Here is a 15532-nt window from a genome sequence, read left to right as displayed (position 1 = left end):
GAGCCCTGGAGGGCGGTCGGGGCGGGTCCGGCTCAGAGCCCGCTCAGAGCTTGCGGTGCGATCGTGGGCGGCCTCGGCGACAGTACGCGCCGCCGGGCGTTGAGGAGGTCCCGATGAGCACTGCCGCCGCACCGACGTCGCGGCCCGGACACCGGACGGCACCCGACCGTCCCGGCCACCGGGCGGCGCCGCGTCCGCCGTTCGCCCTGGACCCGCGCGCGGCGCTCGGCCTGATCGCGGTGGGCGCGCTCGGTGTGCTCGCGCTCTGGTGGAAGGACACCCCGTCGGTGGTCGGCGCGGCCGGCTGGCTGACCGGAGCCGCCCGGATCACCGGGCTGCTGGCCGGGTACGCCGCGCCGGTGCTCATCCTGCTGATGGCCCGGATGCCGCCGGTGGAGCGCGGGGTCGGCGCGGACCGGCTGGCCCGCTGGCACGCCTTCGGCGGGCGCTGGATGGTGGCCCTGGTCGCGGTGCACGTGCTGACGGTCATCTGGGGCTACGCGCTGACCGACGGGCGCGGGCTGGTCGGCGAGACCGTGGAGATGGTCTTCCACTACCCCGAGATGATCAAGGCCACCCTGGGCACCCTGCTGCTGCTCGGCACCGGCGCGGTCTCCGCCCGGATCGCCCGCCGTCGCCTCGCCTACGAGACCTGGTACTACCTGCACCTGGCGACCTACCTCGCGGTGGCTCTGGCCTTCTCCCACCAGCTGGTCACCGGCGCCGACCTGGCCGGCGGCCCCGGCCAGGCCGCCTGGTACGCGCTCTACTTCGGCACGGCGGCGCTGCTCGGCTGGTTCCGGCTGCTCCGGCCGTGGCTGCTCGACCGGCGCCACCGCCTGGAGGTCGCCGAGGTGCGGCGGGAGGGCCCCGGCGTGGTGTCGCTGTTCCTGACCGGGCGGCGGCTGGACGAGCTGGGCGCCGAACCGGGCCAGTTCTTCCGGCTCCAGTTCCAGGCGCCCGGGCTGCGCTGGGCCGCCAACCCGTACTCGCTGTCCGCGCCGCCGCACCCCCGCTTCCTGCGCTTCACCGTCAAGGACCTCGGCGGACACAGCGGCGCGGTGGCCGCGCTGCGCCCGGGGACCAGGGTGCGCGCCGAGGGCCCGTACGGGGCGTTCACCGGGCGGCGGCTGCGGCAGCGCCGGGTGCTGCTGCTCGGCGCCGGGGTGGGGATCACCCCGCTGCGGGCGCTGTTCGAGACACTGCCGGGCGAGCTGACCCTGGTCCAGCGGGCCCGGCGGCCTCAGGACCTGCTGTTCCGGGCCGAGCTGGCCGAGGTCGCCCGGCGGCGCGGGGCGACGGTGCACGAGCTGCTCGGCTCGCGGGAGCAGGTCGGCGACCTCGGGGTCGCGCTGGCCCGGCTGGTCCCGGACCTCGCCGCGCACGAGGTGTACCTGTGCGGCCCGGACGCCCTCGCCGAGGAGGCCGTACGGGCACTGCGGGCGGCGGGGGTGCGGCCTGGGCGCATCCACCACGAGAGCTTCTCGTTCTGAGCGCCCGTCCTGAGCCGCTGTCCTGAGCCGCTGTCCTGAACAGCCGTCCTGAGCAGCTGTTCCCAGCCATCGATTCGGCTTGCCGAGTACCCGAGGAGCGTCGATTTCCATGCGCCGAGCCGTCGTCACCAGTGCCGCCACCGCGGCCGGGGTGGTGCTGCTGCTGTCCCTCAAGCCGCACGAGGCGGCCGGGCCCACGCCGGTGATCGGCACGGGGTCCGGGTCCGGGACCGATGTCTCGCAGCCGTCTGCCGCCCAGCCGTCGGCGGGCACGGGCGCGGCCCCCGGTTCGTCGGCCGGTTCGTCGGCCGCTCCGGCCCCGTCCGGCTCCGCCGCTCCCTCGGGCGCCACCCGGAAGGTCAGCGGCAACACCGTCAACACCCGCTACGGCCCGGTGCAGGTCCAGGTCACCCTGGCGGGCAGCCGGATCACCGCCGTGGACGTGGTCAAGTACCCGAACTCCGAACGGCGGGACCGGGAGATCAACAGCTCCGCGCTGCCGGTCCTCAACCAGGAGGCGATATCCGCCCAGAGCGCCCACATCGACGTGGTCAGCGGCGCGACGTACACCAGCGACGGCTACGTCCGCTCGCTCCAGAGCGCCCTCGACCGGGCCAAGGGCTGAGGCGCCGTGCTCCGCCACGCCGAGCCCGTGATGGGGACGGTCTTCTCGATCACCGTGCGCGACCCGGGCCCCGGCACCCCGGCGGTCCTGGCGCGGATCGCCGAGCGGCTGCACCGGATCGACGCGGTGTTCTCCATCTACCGGGCGGACAGCGACATCAGCCGCCTCGACCGGGGCGAGATCGTCCTCGCCGACTGCGATCCGGAGGTCCGCGCGGTTCTGGCGGCCTGCCGCGAGGTGGCCGCCGAGACCGACGGCTACTTCACCGAGCGGCCCGACGGCCGGCTCGACCCGAGCGGCTGGGTCAAGGGCTGGGCGGTCGAGCGGGCGAGCGCGCTGCTGCGCGCCTCCGGGGCCCGGCAGTACTGCGTCAGCGGCGGCGGGGACGTGCAGAGCGCCGGCGGGCCGTGGCGAGTCGGCATCGCCGACCCCCGCCGGCCCGGCCTGCTGGCCGCCGTCCTGGCCGGCCACGACCTCGCCGTGGCCACCTCGGGCACCGCCGAGCGCGGCGCGCACATCCACGACCCGCACACCGGCCGCCCGGCCGAGGGCTTGGCCTCGCTCACCCTGGTCGGCGCACCGGGCACCGGCATCGCCCGCACCGACGCCTGGGCCACCGCCGCCTTCGCCATGGGACCGGACCGCGCCCTCGCCTGGGCCACCCGCCGGGCGGGCATCGAGGCGCTGGCCGTGCTGCCGGACGGCTCCAAGCGCTGGACAACCGGGCTGCCGGGGCACTTCCCGGCGAGCGGGCCGGCGGACTGGCGGGCCGCCGTCGGCTGACCGGCCGTGGAACGGTGTCCGCGGCATACGGAACGAGTGTTCCCGGGAACGTCGGTTCCAGGCGGAACGCCCGTTCCCGGGAACACTCGTTCCGCCCCACCCTCGCTTCTGCCGCGCCGCCCGCCAGGTTGGTCACCACGCCCAGCAGCAGCGCGCCGCCGATCCCCGGGAGCCACTCCGTCCCGGTCCCGTTTCCTCGACCGCCCGCCCCGCTGTGGGGGCGCCCCTCGGCCGGGGGTAGGGCCGTGCCCCGGGGAAGGGCCCTACCCCGGGGAACGGCCGAGGCCCGGGGAGGAGCCGAGGCCCGCAGCCGGTTCCGACGCCGGTGCTAGGGTGATCGGAAAGTCGGACTGGAGGCTCGGAGGCGCTGAACCATCGTGCGGGCGCCCGGGATTGCCGCAGCCACGGCCTGGTCGAACGTCCGGTCCGCCGCCCGCTCCAGCCTACGCTCCGCCGCCCGGTCCGCGGCGCGGCGCTCCCCCGCCGCCGCCGGTTACCTCCTCCTCGTCCTCGGCACCGGTCTGGCCGCGCTGGTCGGGCTCTGCCTGCTGCTCGCCGTCCTCGCCCTCTGTCTGGTCGGCGTGGGCCTGCCACTCCTCCGCCCATCCCTGCAACTGCTGTGCCACTACGCCGAGTTCCACCGGCGGCAGGTCGGCCGCCGACTCGGCGGCGACCGGCCGCGCACCCCGTACGGCGACCGGGTGTCCGTGCGCGACCCGGCCGTCCGCAAGGACCTGCTCTGGCTGCTCGCCCACGGCACCGCCGGGACGGCCCTGTCCGGCGCCGCCCTCACCCTGTGCAGCCACGCCGTCAACTGGCTGACAGCACCGGTGTGGTGGCAGCTCCTGCCGAACGAACGCGGGAAGATCATCCTGCTGACCGTCGACTCCTGGCCGATGGCCGCCGCCGCGACTGCCGGCGGGATCGGCTACGCCGCGCTCGCCCTGGCCGTATTGCCACCGATCGCCGACCTGCACGCCAGGGCCTCCCGCCGGCTGCTCGTCGCCCGGCCCCGCACCTCGCTCGCCCGGCGCGTCCAGGAGCTGACCACCAGCCGGTCCGAGGCACTGGACGCCCACGCCGCCGAACTGCGCAGAATCGAACGGGACTTGCACGACGGCGCCCAGGCCAACCTGGTGGCCGTCTCGCTGCGGCTCGGCATGATCCGCCGCGCCCTGGAGCAACGCCCCGAGCAGGCCGCCGAGTTGGTGGACTCCACCCAACTCGTCGCCGAACAGGCCCTGGAGTCGCTGCGCACCCTGGTCCGCGGCATCCACCCGCCGCTGCTCGCCGACCGCGGCCTCGCCGAGGCCGTACGATCGCTCGCCGCCCGCTGCGCCGTGCCCACCCGGGTGGAACTCGACGCCCCGCCCGCCGCCGTCCCACCGCCCCGCGCGCCGGCCGCCGCCGAGGCCGCGGCCTACTTCGTGGTCTCCGAGGCGCTGGCCAACGTCGCCCGGCACAGCGGCGCCCGACACGCCCTGGTCCGGCTGCGGATCACCGCCGACGCCATCGCCGTCCGGGTCGAGGACGACGGCCGGGGCGGCGCCGTCGAGGGCGCGGGCAGCGGACTGCCCGGCCTGCGTCGAAGGGTCGCCGCGTTCGACGGGACCACCCGCCTGTCCAGCCCTCCCGGGGGCCCGACCGTACTGGAAGTGGAGGTCCCGTGCGGGTCCTGATCGCCGAGGACAACGCCCTGCTCCGCGAGGGCCTGGTCCTGCTGCTGCGCAGCGAGGGCCACGAGGTGTGCGCGACCGTCGAGCACGGCGACGACCTGCTGCCGGCGCTGCTCGACCACCGCCCGGACGTCGCCGTGGTCGACGTCCGGCTGCCGCCGGACTTCCGCGACGAGGGCCTGCGCGCCGCCGTCGAGGCCCGCCGCCGACTGCCCGCGCTGCCCGTCCTGATCCTCTCCCAGTACGTCGAACGCGCCTATGCCGCCGAGCTGTTGGCCCAGAGTGCCACCGGCGTCGGCTATCTGCTCAAGGACCGGGTCGGCCGCGCCGAGGAGTTCCTCCAGGCCCTGGGGCGCGTCGCCGAGGGCGGCACCGCGATGGACCCCGAGGTCATCTCCCAGCTGATGGCCCACCGCGCCGGCCCCGACCCGCTGGCCGCCCTCACCCCGCGCGAACGCGAGGTGCTCGCCCTGATGGCCGAGGGCCACAACAACCCGGGCATCGCCGAACTCCTCTTCCTGGCCGAGAGTTCGGTGAACAAGCACATCGGCAGCATCTTCGGCAAGCTCGGCATGCCCACCCCCGACACCGGCCACCGCCGGGTGCGCGCCGTCCTCACCTACCTGCGCGCACTCGCGGACGACTGACCCTCCGCCGCCGGGCCCGCCAGCCGCAGCTGCTCCTCCTCGACGATCAGCGCCGCCAGCGACGGCTCCGACACGTCCACCGCCTCCGGGGTCGACTCCGCCACCTCGCTGCGCCGCGCGTAGTCATCGAACAGCCGGCCCTTCGCCCGCAGCAGCCGCAGCATCCGCTGGTCGACGCTGTCCGCCGCCAGCAGCCGGTGCACCCGCACCCGGCGGACCTGCCCCATCCGGCGGGAGCGCCCGATCGCCTGCTCCTCCAGCGTCGGCTTGACCTGAGGCTCGCAGAGGACCACCACCGAGGCGGCCTGGATGTTCAACCCCACACCGCCGGCCTGAATCTGGCACAGCAGCACCGCGTGCCCGACCACCGCGCCGAACTCGTCCACCACCCGCTGCCGCCGCTCCGCCCCCAGGGAGCCGTCGATCGGTCCGAACGGCCGCTGATCCAGGGCCACTTGGACGGCCGTCAGCACCTCGCGGAAGAACGAGAAGACCACCACCTTCAGCCCGCTGTCCGCCGCCTCCCGGACGATCTCCAACAGCCGCCTGAGCTTGGCCGACTCCTTGGGCACCGCGTACCCGGCCCGCCGCATCGCGGGGAAGTTGCCCGCCGCCACAGCCGACCGGTAGGCGGCGAGGTCGGCGGGCGAGAACTCCTCCCACTCGTCCACGTGCACGACCTCGGGCAGCTCGGTGAGCACGTCCCGCTGGTTGCGGCGCAGGTACGCCGGGGCCACCGCCTTGCGGAAGGCCACCGGCCCGGCGTCCGCCGAGCCCTGCCCGACCGACGGCACCAGCTCGGGCTGGAGGTACTCCACCAGCGCACGGAACTCCTCCACCCGGTTCTCCATCGGCGTCCCGGTGAGGAACAGCACCCGCTCCACCCGCTCCGCCCAGGCGGCCACGGCCCGGGAGCGCTGCGCGGCACGGTTCTTGACGAAGTGCGCCTCGTCCACCACGACCATGCCGAGAGTGACCGCCTCCGCGATCTTCTCCGGCTCTCCCAGGCGGCGCAGCCCGTCGAAGGTCACCACCGCGACCCCGCCCTCCCGGAGCCACTCCGCGAGCGCCGCCTCCCGCTCCGGGCCGTGCACCCGGTACGCCCGCAGGGTGCTGCGCGAGCCGACCTCCCGGATCCAGTTGATCAGGACGCTGGCCGGGCAGACCACCAGGAAGTGGCTGCTCCCCCGCGCCCGCAGGTGCGCCAGCACCGCGATCGCCTGCACCGTCTTGCCGAGGCCCATCTCGTCCCCGATGATCACCCGCCGCTGGGCCAGCGCGAAACGCGCCCCGAACGCCTGGTAGCCGCGCAGCGAGACCCGGCAGTGGGCGTCGTCCAGCGGCTCGGCCCGGACCCGCTCCGACAGCTCCTGCGGCAGGAACCCCTCGGCGGCGCCGAGTTCGACCCCGGCCTCCTCGACGATCCCGCCGAGCACGCCGTAGTAGTCCGCCGAACGCAGCTCGAAGTCCGTCCACGCCTCGATCGGGTCGACCGGCGGGCGCAGCAGGTCGACGGAGGCCTGGGCCAGCAGCACCGGCGCCTGCTGCGCCCCGAACTCCGCCAGCACCTCCGCCAGCCGCCCGACCGCCGCCCGCGCCCGCACCCGCCGCTCCCGCCCGGCGAGCAGCCCGCGCCACACCCCGCGGGCCGGCCCGGCGTCCGCCACCAGCGGCTCGACCTCTGCCTCGATCCGCTCCGCCGTCTCCCTGGCCCGCCGCGCCTGCGGCCCGGCGGCCACCAGCCGCTGGAGCGCGACGAGCAGTTCGGTGCCCGTCCCGTCCCGCTGCTCGACGTCCAGCCGCACCGCCACCGTCTGCTCGACCGCCCTGGCGATCTGCCCGGCGGCGGCGATCGCCTGCGCCGCCGTCTGCTCCCCGACCCCCGGGATCAGCCGCAGCGTGTACGGGGAGGCCTCCGCCACCTGCCGCACCGTCGCCAGCCCGGCGGCCTCCAACGCCCCGACCCTCAGCCGACCCTCGGTCACGTCCCGCAGCCGCCCCACCGGAATGGCGCCGAGCTCCTCCCGCACCAGCCCGTCCCGCACCTCCGCGTACGCCCGCCACACCTGCTCGACGGCCCCCCGATGGTCCGCCACCACCGCCCCGGCCGCCGCCCGCAACCCCTCCGCCTCGGCCAGAACCACCCCGACCCGCCGCCGCTCCCCCACCACCCCGCCCCCTGTCTCCCGCCACACCCGGCCCCACCATGATCCCACCCGACGGCCCCCGGAGCCCGGCCCGGACCGGATCAGGACTTCGCACCACGCAACGGAAATGCCCCCATCCCCCGACCGCCCCGCAGAGCCCGCCCCGGACCTGGCCGAACCTGAATCAGAACCGCACACCACACACCAGAACATGCCGAAATCCCCCCGGTGGCACCGGGGGGATGGGGCGGTGGGTGTGGCCGCTACGCGCGGATGCGACGGAAGGCGGCGAGGAGGAGGAGCAGGGTGAGGGTCAGGAGGAGGCCGGTCTCGACGAGTTGGACGGGGACGAGGTGGTCGGCGGGGTGGTAGCGGAGCCAGGAGGCGGTGGCGTCGTCGCAGTCGGTGCTGAAGCTGAAGCCGCAGGCGCTGGTGCTGACGCGACTGCCGTCGGCGAGGACGATGCCACGGTCGAGGAGCCAGGAGTTGGTGGGCTCGGTCGTGCGCAGGGCCGCCACCCGGTCCACGGCGGGGTAGAGGGAGGGGCGGGCCCAGAGGACCAGGCCGTGGATGGCGGCCACGAGGGCGCCGGTGAGCACCATCGCGGGCAGGGTGCGGCGGATGAGCTGGCCGACGAGGACGCCGAGGGCCAGGGCGAACAGGGACCAGGCGATCGGGGCGAGGCCGAGGACCGGGTAGGTGAAGAATTGGAACGGCGGGTCGAAGGCACCCGAGCCGTGCACGATGTCGGTCCACCACACCCAGGTCATCAGCGTGGCGAGCACACCGCTGACGGCCAGGACGGCGAGGCCGGGGACGGCGAGGCGGACGGCCAGCCAGCGGATCGGGCTGACGGACTGCGCGCGGATCAGCCGGATGGTGCCGCGTTCGTGCTCCTGGGCCAGCAGCGGGGCGCCGATGAACACGCCGATCAGCAGCGGGACGGCGGTGACGGCGGGCTGGAGGATGTCGGTGTACCAGAAGGTCGGGTAGTGGAGCGGCGAGACGAGGTTCCAGCAGTTCTTGTCGCTCCAGGAGCTGGAGCTCTCGCAACCGGCCTGTTGGAGATTGTCCACGATGTGGCGCATGGAGAGGTGGATCCAGGCCAGGTCCGCCACCACGAGGGCCAGCAGTGCACCCAACACCCAGAGGAGCAGGCGATTTTGACGAATCGCCAGCCAGAAGAGCCCGCGCAGCGCGGGGGTGGCGGAGACGGCCGGAGTGGCGGCGACGCGGTCGGGAAGGACGGTCGTGCTCATGCGGCCACCTCGTTCGGGTCCGTCGGGTCGTGCGGGTCGGTGGGAGCGGAAGCGGGCGCCCGGAGGTAGCCCAGCAGCAGGTCCTCCAGGTTCGGCCGCTCGCTCTCCCACTCGCCTTCCCACGGCTCGGCGGTGCGGACCAGCGCGGTGCTCCGGCGGCCGCTGACGCGCTGCTCGACCACCGACTCGGCGGCGAGCGCGGCCCCCTGGGCGGCCGGCCCGGTGAGCAGCCGGTGCCCGTCGAGGATCTCCTCCAGGTCGCCGGCCAGCCGGACGCGCCCGCGTTGGACGAGGAGCAAGTGGTCGATGACGCCGTCCAGTTCGGGGAGGATGTGCGAGGACAGCACGATGCTGGTGCCGCGCTCTGCGGCGGTCGACATCAGGGTGCCCATCAGCTGGTGCCGGGCAAGCGGGTCCAGGTCGGCCATCGGCTCATCGAGCAGCAGCAGGTCGGGGAGCTTGCCGAGGGCGAGGGCGAGGCAGACCCGGGTGCGCTGGCCGCCGGAGAGCGATCCGATCCGCGCTTTGGGGTTCAACTCACCCTGTTCGGCGATCTGTTGGGCTAGATTTCCGTCCCATACCGGGTTGAGCTCACGGCCCATCCGCAGCGTCTCGGCGACGGTGAGGCCCGGGTACAGCGGTTTGTCCTGCGGCACGTAGGCGACCCTGGCGCGCAGTTCGGGCGCCCCGGCCGTTACCCCGAGGGTCAGCAACTCACCCTCGGTGGGCTTGAGTTGGCCGGCGGCGAGGGCGAGCAGGGTGCTCTTGCCCGCACCGTTGGGGCCCACCACGCCGCAGATCCGACCGGCCGGGACGGTGATGTCACAGCCACGCAGGGCCCAGCCGGCCCGGTACTTCCTGCCGAGGCCGATGGCCTCCAGCGCCGCCCCTTGGGCAGCCCCCGGCGCCGACGCGGGCGCCGGGGTCGTCGGGTCGTACACCCGGTCCCCCCACTGTTCTCAGTTCTGTGTCGCCGGGGATTCGGAAGCCCCGGTGTCGGGCTCGGAAGCCCTGGTCCCGGGGCTGGAAGCCCCGGTGTCGGGCCCGGAGACGCCGGTGTCGAAGCGCTGCTCCAGGACGGAGGCCATCAGCGCGGCGATGTCCTCGCGTTCCAGTCCGGCCCCCCGGGCCTGGTCCACCCAGCCGACCAGGCCCGCGCGCAGCGGCCCGTCCGCCGCCGCCTCGGGCCGGGCGAGCGAGCGCCGGACGAAGGTGCCGAGCCCCGGGCGGGGCTCGACCAGTCCTTCGCGTTCGAGTTCGCGGTAGGCCTTCAGCACGGTGTTCGGGTTGATCGCGGTCAGCTCCACCACCTCACGGGCGGTCGGCAGCTTGTCCCCGGGCTGGAGCAGCCCGAGCCGCAGGGCCTGCTTGGTCTGCTGCACGATCTGCTGGTACGTGGAGACGCCGCTGCGGCGCTCGATGCGGTACTCGATCACCCGCTTTTCGGCCTTTCACTAGTTCAATAGTGGAATAGTGACCCACTGCGCCGCCTCGGTCAAGCCGGACCCGGGGGTCCGCTCGGAACGCTCAGGGATGTCGAGCGGGCCGCTGGACGCCGCGCGGGCGCGGCGGGTCGCCTCGGTGTGCAGCGGGGCCTTCGTCCTCGCCGCCCTCGGGCAGCTCGACGGCCACCGGGCCACCACCCACTGGCGCCACGCCCCCGCTCTCGCGCGCCGCCACCCCCTGGTGCGGGTCGAACCCGACGCCCTGCACATCCAGGACGGCCGCTACCACACCAGCGCCGGCATCAGCGCGGGCATCGACCTCGCCCTCGCCCTGGTCGAACAGGACTACGGCGCCGAGGCCGCCCGCGCCATCGCCCGCGAGCTGGTCGTCTTCATGCAGCGTCCGGGCGGCCAGTCGCAGTTCTCCACCGCCCTGGCGACCCCACCCGCCCGCAGCGAGGTGCTGCGAGCCCTCACCGACGCCGTCCTCGCCGACCCTGCCGCCGACCACGCCCTGCCCACGATGGCCGCCTCGGCCGCCGTCAGCACCCGCCACCTCACCCGGCTCTTCCAGGCCGAGCTGCACACCACCCCGGCCCGCTGGGTCGAACGCGTCCGGCTCGACCGCGCCCGGCAACTGCTCCTCGACGGCCACAGCGTCACCGCCGCCGCCCGGCACAGCGGCCTGGGCAGCGACGAGACCCTGCGCCACGCCTTCGCCCGCACCTGGGCACCACGCCCACCGAGTTCCGCAACCGCTTCACCAGTACCCACGACCCCGCGGGCTGATGCTCCGCCGGGACCGCCGCCGCCGCAGCGCCGCCTCCCCGAGGCGCGGTGAGGCGGTCGTCGCGGTGAGGCGGTCGTCGCGGTGACGCGACCTGCTTCGTGAGGTACCTTCATCCCGGCCCTGGTCGTCGGCCCCGCCCACGGTGAGAATGCCGGAGTGCCGTCAGGGACGGTCTCAGGCGGCTGAGGACGGAAGGACGGCGAGCGGATGCACCCCGCGTTCCACGGGCGGTTCGGCGACTACCAGAACGAGATCTACCTGAACGGGCTCGGCGGCATCCTGCCGACGATGCCCATGACCTTCGCCGAGCTGGAGGCACGGGCGAGCGCGGCCCTGCCGGCCCCGGTGCTCTCCTACGTCGCGGGCGGCGCGGGCGACGAGTCCACCCAGCGGGCGAACGTCACCGCGTTCGGGCGGTGGGGGCTGGTGCCACGGATGATGGTCGGCGCGAGCACCCGGGACCTGTCCGTGGAGCTGTTCGGCATGCGCCTGCCGACCCCGCTGTTCATGGCGCCCATCGGAGTCATCGGCCTGTGCGCGCAGGACGGCCACGGGGACCTCGCCACGGCCCGGGCCGCCGCCCGCACCGGCGTGCCGATGGTCGCCTCCACCCTGACGGTCGATCCGCTGGAGCAGGTGGCCGCCGAGTTCGGCGACACCCCCGGCTTCTTCCAGCTCTACACCCCCACCGACCGGGCGCTGGCCGAGAGCCTGGTCCACCGGGCGGAGGCCGCGGGCTACCGGGGCATCGTCGTCACCCTGGACACCTGGGTCACCGGCTGGCGCCCGCGCGACCTGGCCACCGCCAACTTCCCTCAGCTGCGCGGCCACTGCCTGGCCAACTACACCTCCGACCCGGTGTTCCGCGCCCGCCTCGCCAAGGCGCCGGAGGAGGACCCGCGGGCGGCCGTCCTGGAGTGGGTCGGTGTCTTCGGCAACCCGCTGACCTGGGACGACCTGCCCTGGCTGCGCTCGCTCACCGATCTGCCGATCCTGCTCAAGGGCATCTGCCACCCCGAGGACGTCGGCCGTGCCAGGGACGGCGGCATCGACGGCATCTACTGCTCGAACCACGGCGGCCGCCAGGCCAACGGCGGGCTCGCCGCCCTTGACCTGCTCCCCGACGTGGTCGCGGCCGCCGACGGCCTGCCCGTCCTCTTCGACTCCGGCATCCGCTCCGGCGCCGACGTCGTCAAGGCCCTCGCCCTGGGCGCCACCGCCGTCGGCGTCGGGCGCCCGTACGCCTACGGCCTGGCCCTGGAGGGCACCGACGGCATCGTGCACGTGCTGCGCTCCCTGCTTGCCGAGGCCGATCTCCTGATGGCCGTGGACGGCTACCCGGCCCTCGACTCCCTGCGCACGGACGGTGCACTGCGCCGGACCTGACGCGGAGTGGCATCTTCCCCGGCAACCAGCAGGCCTTGCCGGGACATTCGGGACGGCCCTACGCTCGAACGGCACGAATCGGGTCCGTTCGGGTCCGTACGTCCACGTGCACTGGGAGGTCCGCCATCATCCGCGTCCTGCTGACCGCCTTCGAACCGTTCGGCCGCGATCCCCTCAATTCGTCCCTGGAGGCGGGCCGGCTGGTCGTCGCCGGTCCGCCGGCCGGAGTGGCCCTCGAATTCGCCGAGCTCCCTTGGGTGTTCGGCGACTCGGTCACCGAACTACGCCGTGCGGTGAGCCGGTTCGAGCCGGACCTGGTCATCGTCACGGGCCAGGGCGGCAACCGCCCCGACCTGACAATCGAACGGGTCGCGCTCAACCTCGACGACGCCGTCCGGGCACCCGACCGGAAGGGCAACCAGCCGGTGGACCAGCCGGTCGTGCCGGACGGCCCGGCCGCGTACTTCTCCTCCCTGCCGGTCAAGGCCTGCGTGGAGGCGATCCAGCAGGCCGGAATCCCCGCCACTGTCTCGCACACCGCGGGCACCCACGTCGGCAACCACGTCTTCTACGGGCTGGCGCACCTGATCGCCACCGAACGCCCGGAGCTGCACGGCGGGTTCGCGCAGCTGCCATACCTGCCGAGCCAGACGGCCGACCTGGAAAGGAGCGCGTCGATGTCGGCGGAGACGGCGGCCGAGGGGGTGCGCATCCTGATCCGCAGTGCCGTGGCCGCCCTCCACCCGCCGACCGCCGGCCCGGCGTCCACACCGCGACGACGGAACTGGCTGTCCCGCCGAAACAGCTGACTCTCCGGAAATGCGAAGAACCCCCATCCGGATCCCGGATGGGGGTTCTTCAGAAGAATTGTTCGGCAGCGTCCTACTCTCCCACAAGGTCCCCCTTGCAGTACCATCGGCGCTATGAGGCTTAGCTTCCGGGTTCGGAATGTAACCGGGCGTTTCCCTCACGCTATGACCACCGAAACACTATGAAACTGTGCACCGCACACCCGGATTCGGGCGGGTCGTTGTTTCAGAACAACACAGTGGACGCGAGCAACTGAGGACAAGCCCTCGGCCTATTAGTACCGGTCAACTCCACCCCTCACAGGGCTTCCATATCCGGCCTATCAACCCAGTCGTCTACTGGGAGCCTTACCCTCTCAAGGAGGTGGGAGTGCTCATCTCGAAGCAGGCTTCCCGCTTAGATGCTTTCAGCGGTTATCCCTCCCGAACGTAGCCAACCAGCCATGCCCTTGGCAGGACAACTGGCACACCAGAGGTTCGTCCGTCCCGGTCCTCTCGTACTAGGGACAGCCCTTCTCAACACTCCTACGCGCACAGCGGATAGGGACCGAACTGTCTCACGACGTTCTAAACCCAGCTCGCGTACCGCTTTAATGGGCGAACAGCCCAACCCTTGGGACCTACTCCAGCCCCAGGATGCGACGAGCCGACATCGAGGTGCCAAACCATCCCGTCGATATGGACTCTTGGGGAAGATCAGCCTGTTATCCCCGGGGTACCTTTTATCCGTTGAGCGACGGCGCTTCCACAAGCCACCGCCGGATCACTAGTCCCTACTTTCGTACCTGCTCGACCCGTCAGTCTCACAGTCAAGCTCCCTTGTGCACTTACACTCAACACCTGATTGCCAACCAGGCTGAGGGAACCTTTGGGCGCCTCCGTTACCCTTTAGGAGGCAACCGCCCCAGTTAAACTACCCACCAGACACTGTCCCTGATCCGGATCACGGACCCAGGTTAGACATCCAGCACGACCAGAGTGGTATTTCAACGGCGACTCCACAACAACTGGCGTTGCTGCTTCACAGTCTCCCACCTATCCTACACAAGCCGAACCGAACACCAATATCAAGCTATAGTAAAGGTCCCGGGGTCTTTCCGTCCTGCTGCGCGAAACGAGCATCTTTACTCGTAATGCAATTTCACCGGGCCTATGGTTGAGACAGTCGAGAAGTCGTTACGCCATTCGTGCAGGTCGGAACTTACCCGACAAGGAATTTCGCTACCTTAGGATGGTTATAGTTACCACCGCCGTTTACTGGCGCTTAAGTTCTCAGCTTCGCCCTGACGAATCAGAGCTAACCGGTCCCCTTAACGTTCCAGCACCGGGCAGGCGTCAGTCCGTATACATCGCCTTACGGCTTCGCACGGACCTGTGTTTTTAGTAAACAGTCGCTTCTCGCTGGTCTCTGCGGCCACCCCCAGCTCAGAGTGCAAGACTCGTCACCAGGAATGGCCCCCCTTCTCCCGAAGTTACGGGGGCATTTTGCCGAGTTCCTTAACCATAGTTCACCCGAACGCCTCGGTATTCTCTACCTGACCACCTGAGTCGGTTTGGGGTACGGGCCGCCATGAAACTCGCTAGAGGCTTTTCTCGACAGCATAGGATCATCCACTTCACCACAATCGGCTCGGCATCAGGTCTCAGCCTCAATGAGTGACGGATTTGCCTATCACTCGGCCTACACCCTTACCCCGGGACAACCACCGCCCGGGCTGGACTACCTTCCTGCGTCACCCCATCGCTCACCTACTACCCCGTTGGGTCACCGGCTCCACCACTTCCCTTTGCCCGAAGGCTCCAGGACGGCTTCACGGGCTTAGCATCAAGAGGTTCAGCGTTGGCGCTTCAAAGCGGGTACGGGAATATCAACCCGTTGTCCATCGACTACGCCTGTCGGCCTCGCCTTAGGTCCCGACTTACCCTGGGCAGATCAGCTTGACCCAGGAACCCTTGGTCAATCGGCGCAAGAGTTTCCCACTCTTGTATCGCTACTCATGCCTGCATTCTCACTCGTATACCGTCCACGACTGGTTTCCACCGCCGCTTCACCCGGCACACGACGCTCCCCTACCCATCACAGCAGGCGTTGGCCCTTCATGCTGCAATGACACGACTTCGGTGATGTGCTTGAGCCCCGCTACATTGTCGGCGCGGAATCACTTGACCAGTGAGCTATTACGCACTCTTTCAAGGGTGGCTGCTTCTAAGCCAACCTCCTGGTTGTCTCTGCGACTCCACATCCTTTCCCACTTAGCACACGCTTAGGGACCTTAGTCGGTGTTCTGGGCTGTTTCCCTCTCGACCATGGAGCTTATCCCCCACAGTCTCACTGCCACGCTCTCACTTACCGGCATTCGGAGTTTGGCTAAGGTCAGTAACCCGGTAAGGCCCATCGCCTATCCAGTGCTCTACCTCCGGCAAGAAACACGTGACGCTGCACCTAAATGCATTTCGGGGAGAACCAGCTAT

12 protein-coding genes and 2 rRNA genes (1 of these 14 cut by a window edge) are annotated in these 15532 nt (G+C 71.6%); 8 read left to right on the top strand and 6 right to left on the bottom strand.

Annotated features, from left to right (window positions below):
* Nucleotides 1-113: 113 nt before the first annotated feature.
* The 5 genes from QWJ13_RS17965 to QWJ13_RS17945 all read left to right on the top strand — a co-directional run bounded on the left by QWJ13_RS17965 (nt 114) and on the right by QWJ13_RS17945 (nt 5224).
* Nucleotides 114-1493: a ferredoxin reductase family protein gene (locus tag QWJ13_RS17965; protein WP_316525596.1), complete on the top strand. Its 1380-nt coding sequence runs from the start codon at nt 114-116 to the stop codon at nt 1491-1493.
* A gap of 109 nt (nt 1494-1602) precedes the next feature.
* Nucleotides 1603-2118 (top strand): FMN-binding protein, encoded by a 516-nt coding sequence (locus tag QWJ13_RS17960; RefSeq protein WP_316525595.1) that lies wholly within the window; start codon nt 1603-1605, stop codon nt 2116-2118.
* 30 nt (nt 2119-2148) lie between these two features.
* Entirely contained in the window at nt 2149-2901 is a 753-nt protein-coding gene (locus QWJ13_RS17955) for an FAD:protein FMN transferase (RefSeq protein WP_316526013.1), read from the top strand.
* A 377-nt stretch (nt 2902-3278) separates the two neighbouring features.
* A complete protein-coding gene (locus QWJ13_RS17950) occupies nt 3279-4580 on the top strand; it encodes a sensor histidine kinase (RefSeq protein WP_316525594.1) in 1302 nt (433 codons plus the stop codon).
* Nucleotides 4568-5224, top strand: a complete 657-nt coding sequence (locus tag QWJ13_RS17945) for a response regulator (RefSeq protein WP_316525593.1) — start codon at nt 4568-4570, stop codon at nt 5222-5224. Before QWJ13_RS17950 ends, QWJ13_RS17945 begins: the two co-directional genes overlap by 13 nt.
* On the opposite strand, the gene QWJ13_RS17940 is transcribed toward QWJ13_RS17945, so the two are convergent.
* The 4 genes from QWJ13_RS17940 to QWJ13_RS17925 all read right to left on the bottom strand — a co-directional run bounded on the left by QWJ13_RS17940 (nt 5197) and on the right by QWJ13_RS17925 (nt 10066).
* Nucleotides 5197-7419, bottom strand: a complete 2223-nt coding sequence (locus tag QWJ13_RS17940) for a DEAD/DEAH box helicase (protein ID WP_316525592.1) — start codon at nt 7417-7419, stop codon at nt 5197-5199. The two genes, QWJ13_RS17945 and QWJ13_RS17940, sit on opposite strands and share 28 nt — an antisense overlap.
* A gap of 215 nt (nt 7420-7634) precedes the next feature.
* The gene (locus QWJ13_RS17935) at nt 7635-8630 is read right to left on the bottom strand and encodes an ABC transporter permease (RefSeq protein ID WP_316525591.1); all 996 of its coding nucleotides are present in this window, start codon (nt 8628-8630) and stop codon (nt 7635-7637) included.
* Complete coding sequence (locus QWJ13_RS17930) at nt 8627-9571, bottom strand: ABC transporter ATP-binding protein (protein WP_316525590.1); 945 nt, start codon at nt 9569-9571, stop codon at nt 8627-8629. The genes QWJ13_RS17935 and QWJ13_RS17930 overlap by 4 nt, the downstream gene beginning before the upstream one ends.
* Nucleotides 9572-9589: 18 nt before the next feature.
* Nucleotides 9590-10066 carry a GntR family transcriptional regulator gene (locus QWJ13_RS17925; RefSeq protein ID WP_316525588.1) on the bottom strand — a complete coding sequence of 159 codons (477 nt, stop codon included), beginning with the start codon at nt 10064-10066 and terminating at the stop codon, nt 9590-9592.
* Between the two features lie 97 nt (nt 10067-10163).
* On the opposite strand from QWJ13_RS17925, the gene QWJ13_RS17920 reads away from it, so the two are divergent.
* From QWJ13_RS17920 to pcp, 3 genes are all read left to right on the top strand, one after another.
* Nucleotides 10164-10916, top strand: coding sequence for a GlxA family transcriptional regulator (locus QWJ13_RS17920; protein ID WP_316525587.1), 753 nt, complete (start codon nt 10164-10166; stop codon nt 10914-10916).
* A gap of 156 nt (nt 10917-11072) precedes the next feature.
* Nucleotides 11073-12251, top strand: a complete 1179-nt coding sequence (locus QWJ13_RS17915) for an alpha-hydroxy-acid oxidizing protein (RefSeq protein WP_316525586.1) — start codon at nt 11073-11075, stop codon at nt 12249-12251.
* A 125-nt stretch (nt 12252-12376) separates the two neighbouring features.
* Entirely contained in the window at nt 12377-13060 is a 684-nt protein-coding gene (gene pcp / locus QWJ13_RS17910) for a pyroglutamyl-peptidase I (RefSeq protein ID WP_316526012.1), read from the top strand.
* Nucleotides 13061-13120: 60 nt separating this feature from the next.
* Here the strand turns inward: pcp and rrf are convergent.
* Both rrf and QWJ13_RS17900 read right to left on the bottom strand, forming a co-directional pair.
* A 5S ribosomal RNA gene (gene rrf, locus QWJ13_RS17905) occupies nt 13121-13237 on the bottom strand.
* Between the two features lie 78 nt (nt 13238-13315).
* A 23S ribosomal RNA gene (locus QWJ13_RS17900) occupies nt 13316-15532 on the bottom strand (it continues 905 nt past the right edge of the window).

Origin of the sequence: Kitasatospora brasiliensis (assembly GCF_032654805.1) — a bacterium.
Lineage (GTDB): Bacteria > Actinomycetota > Actinomycetes > Streptomycetales > Streptomycetaceae > Kitasatospora > Kitasatospora brasiliensis.
The sequence above is the reverse complement of the archived record's forward strand: the minus strand, read 5'-3'. Positions and strand labels throughout refer to the sequence as shown.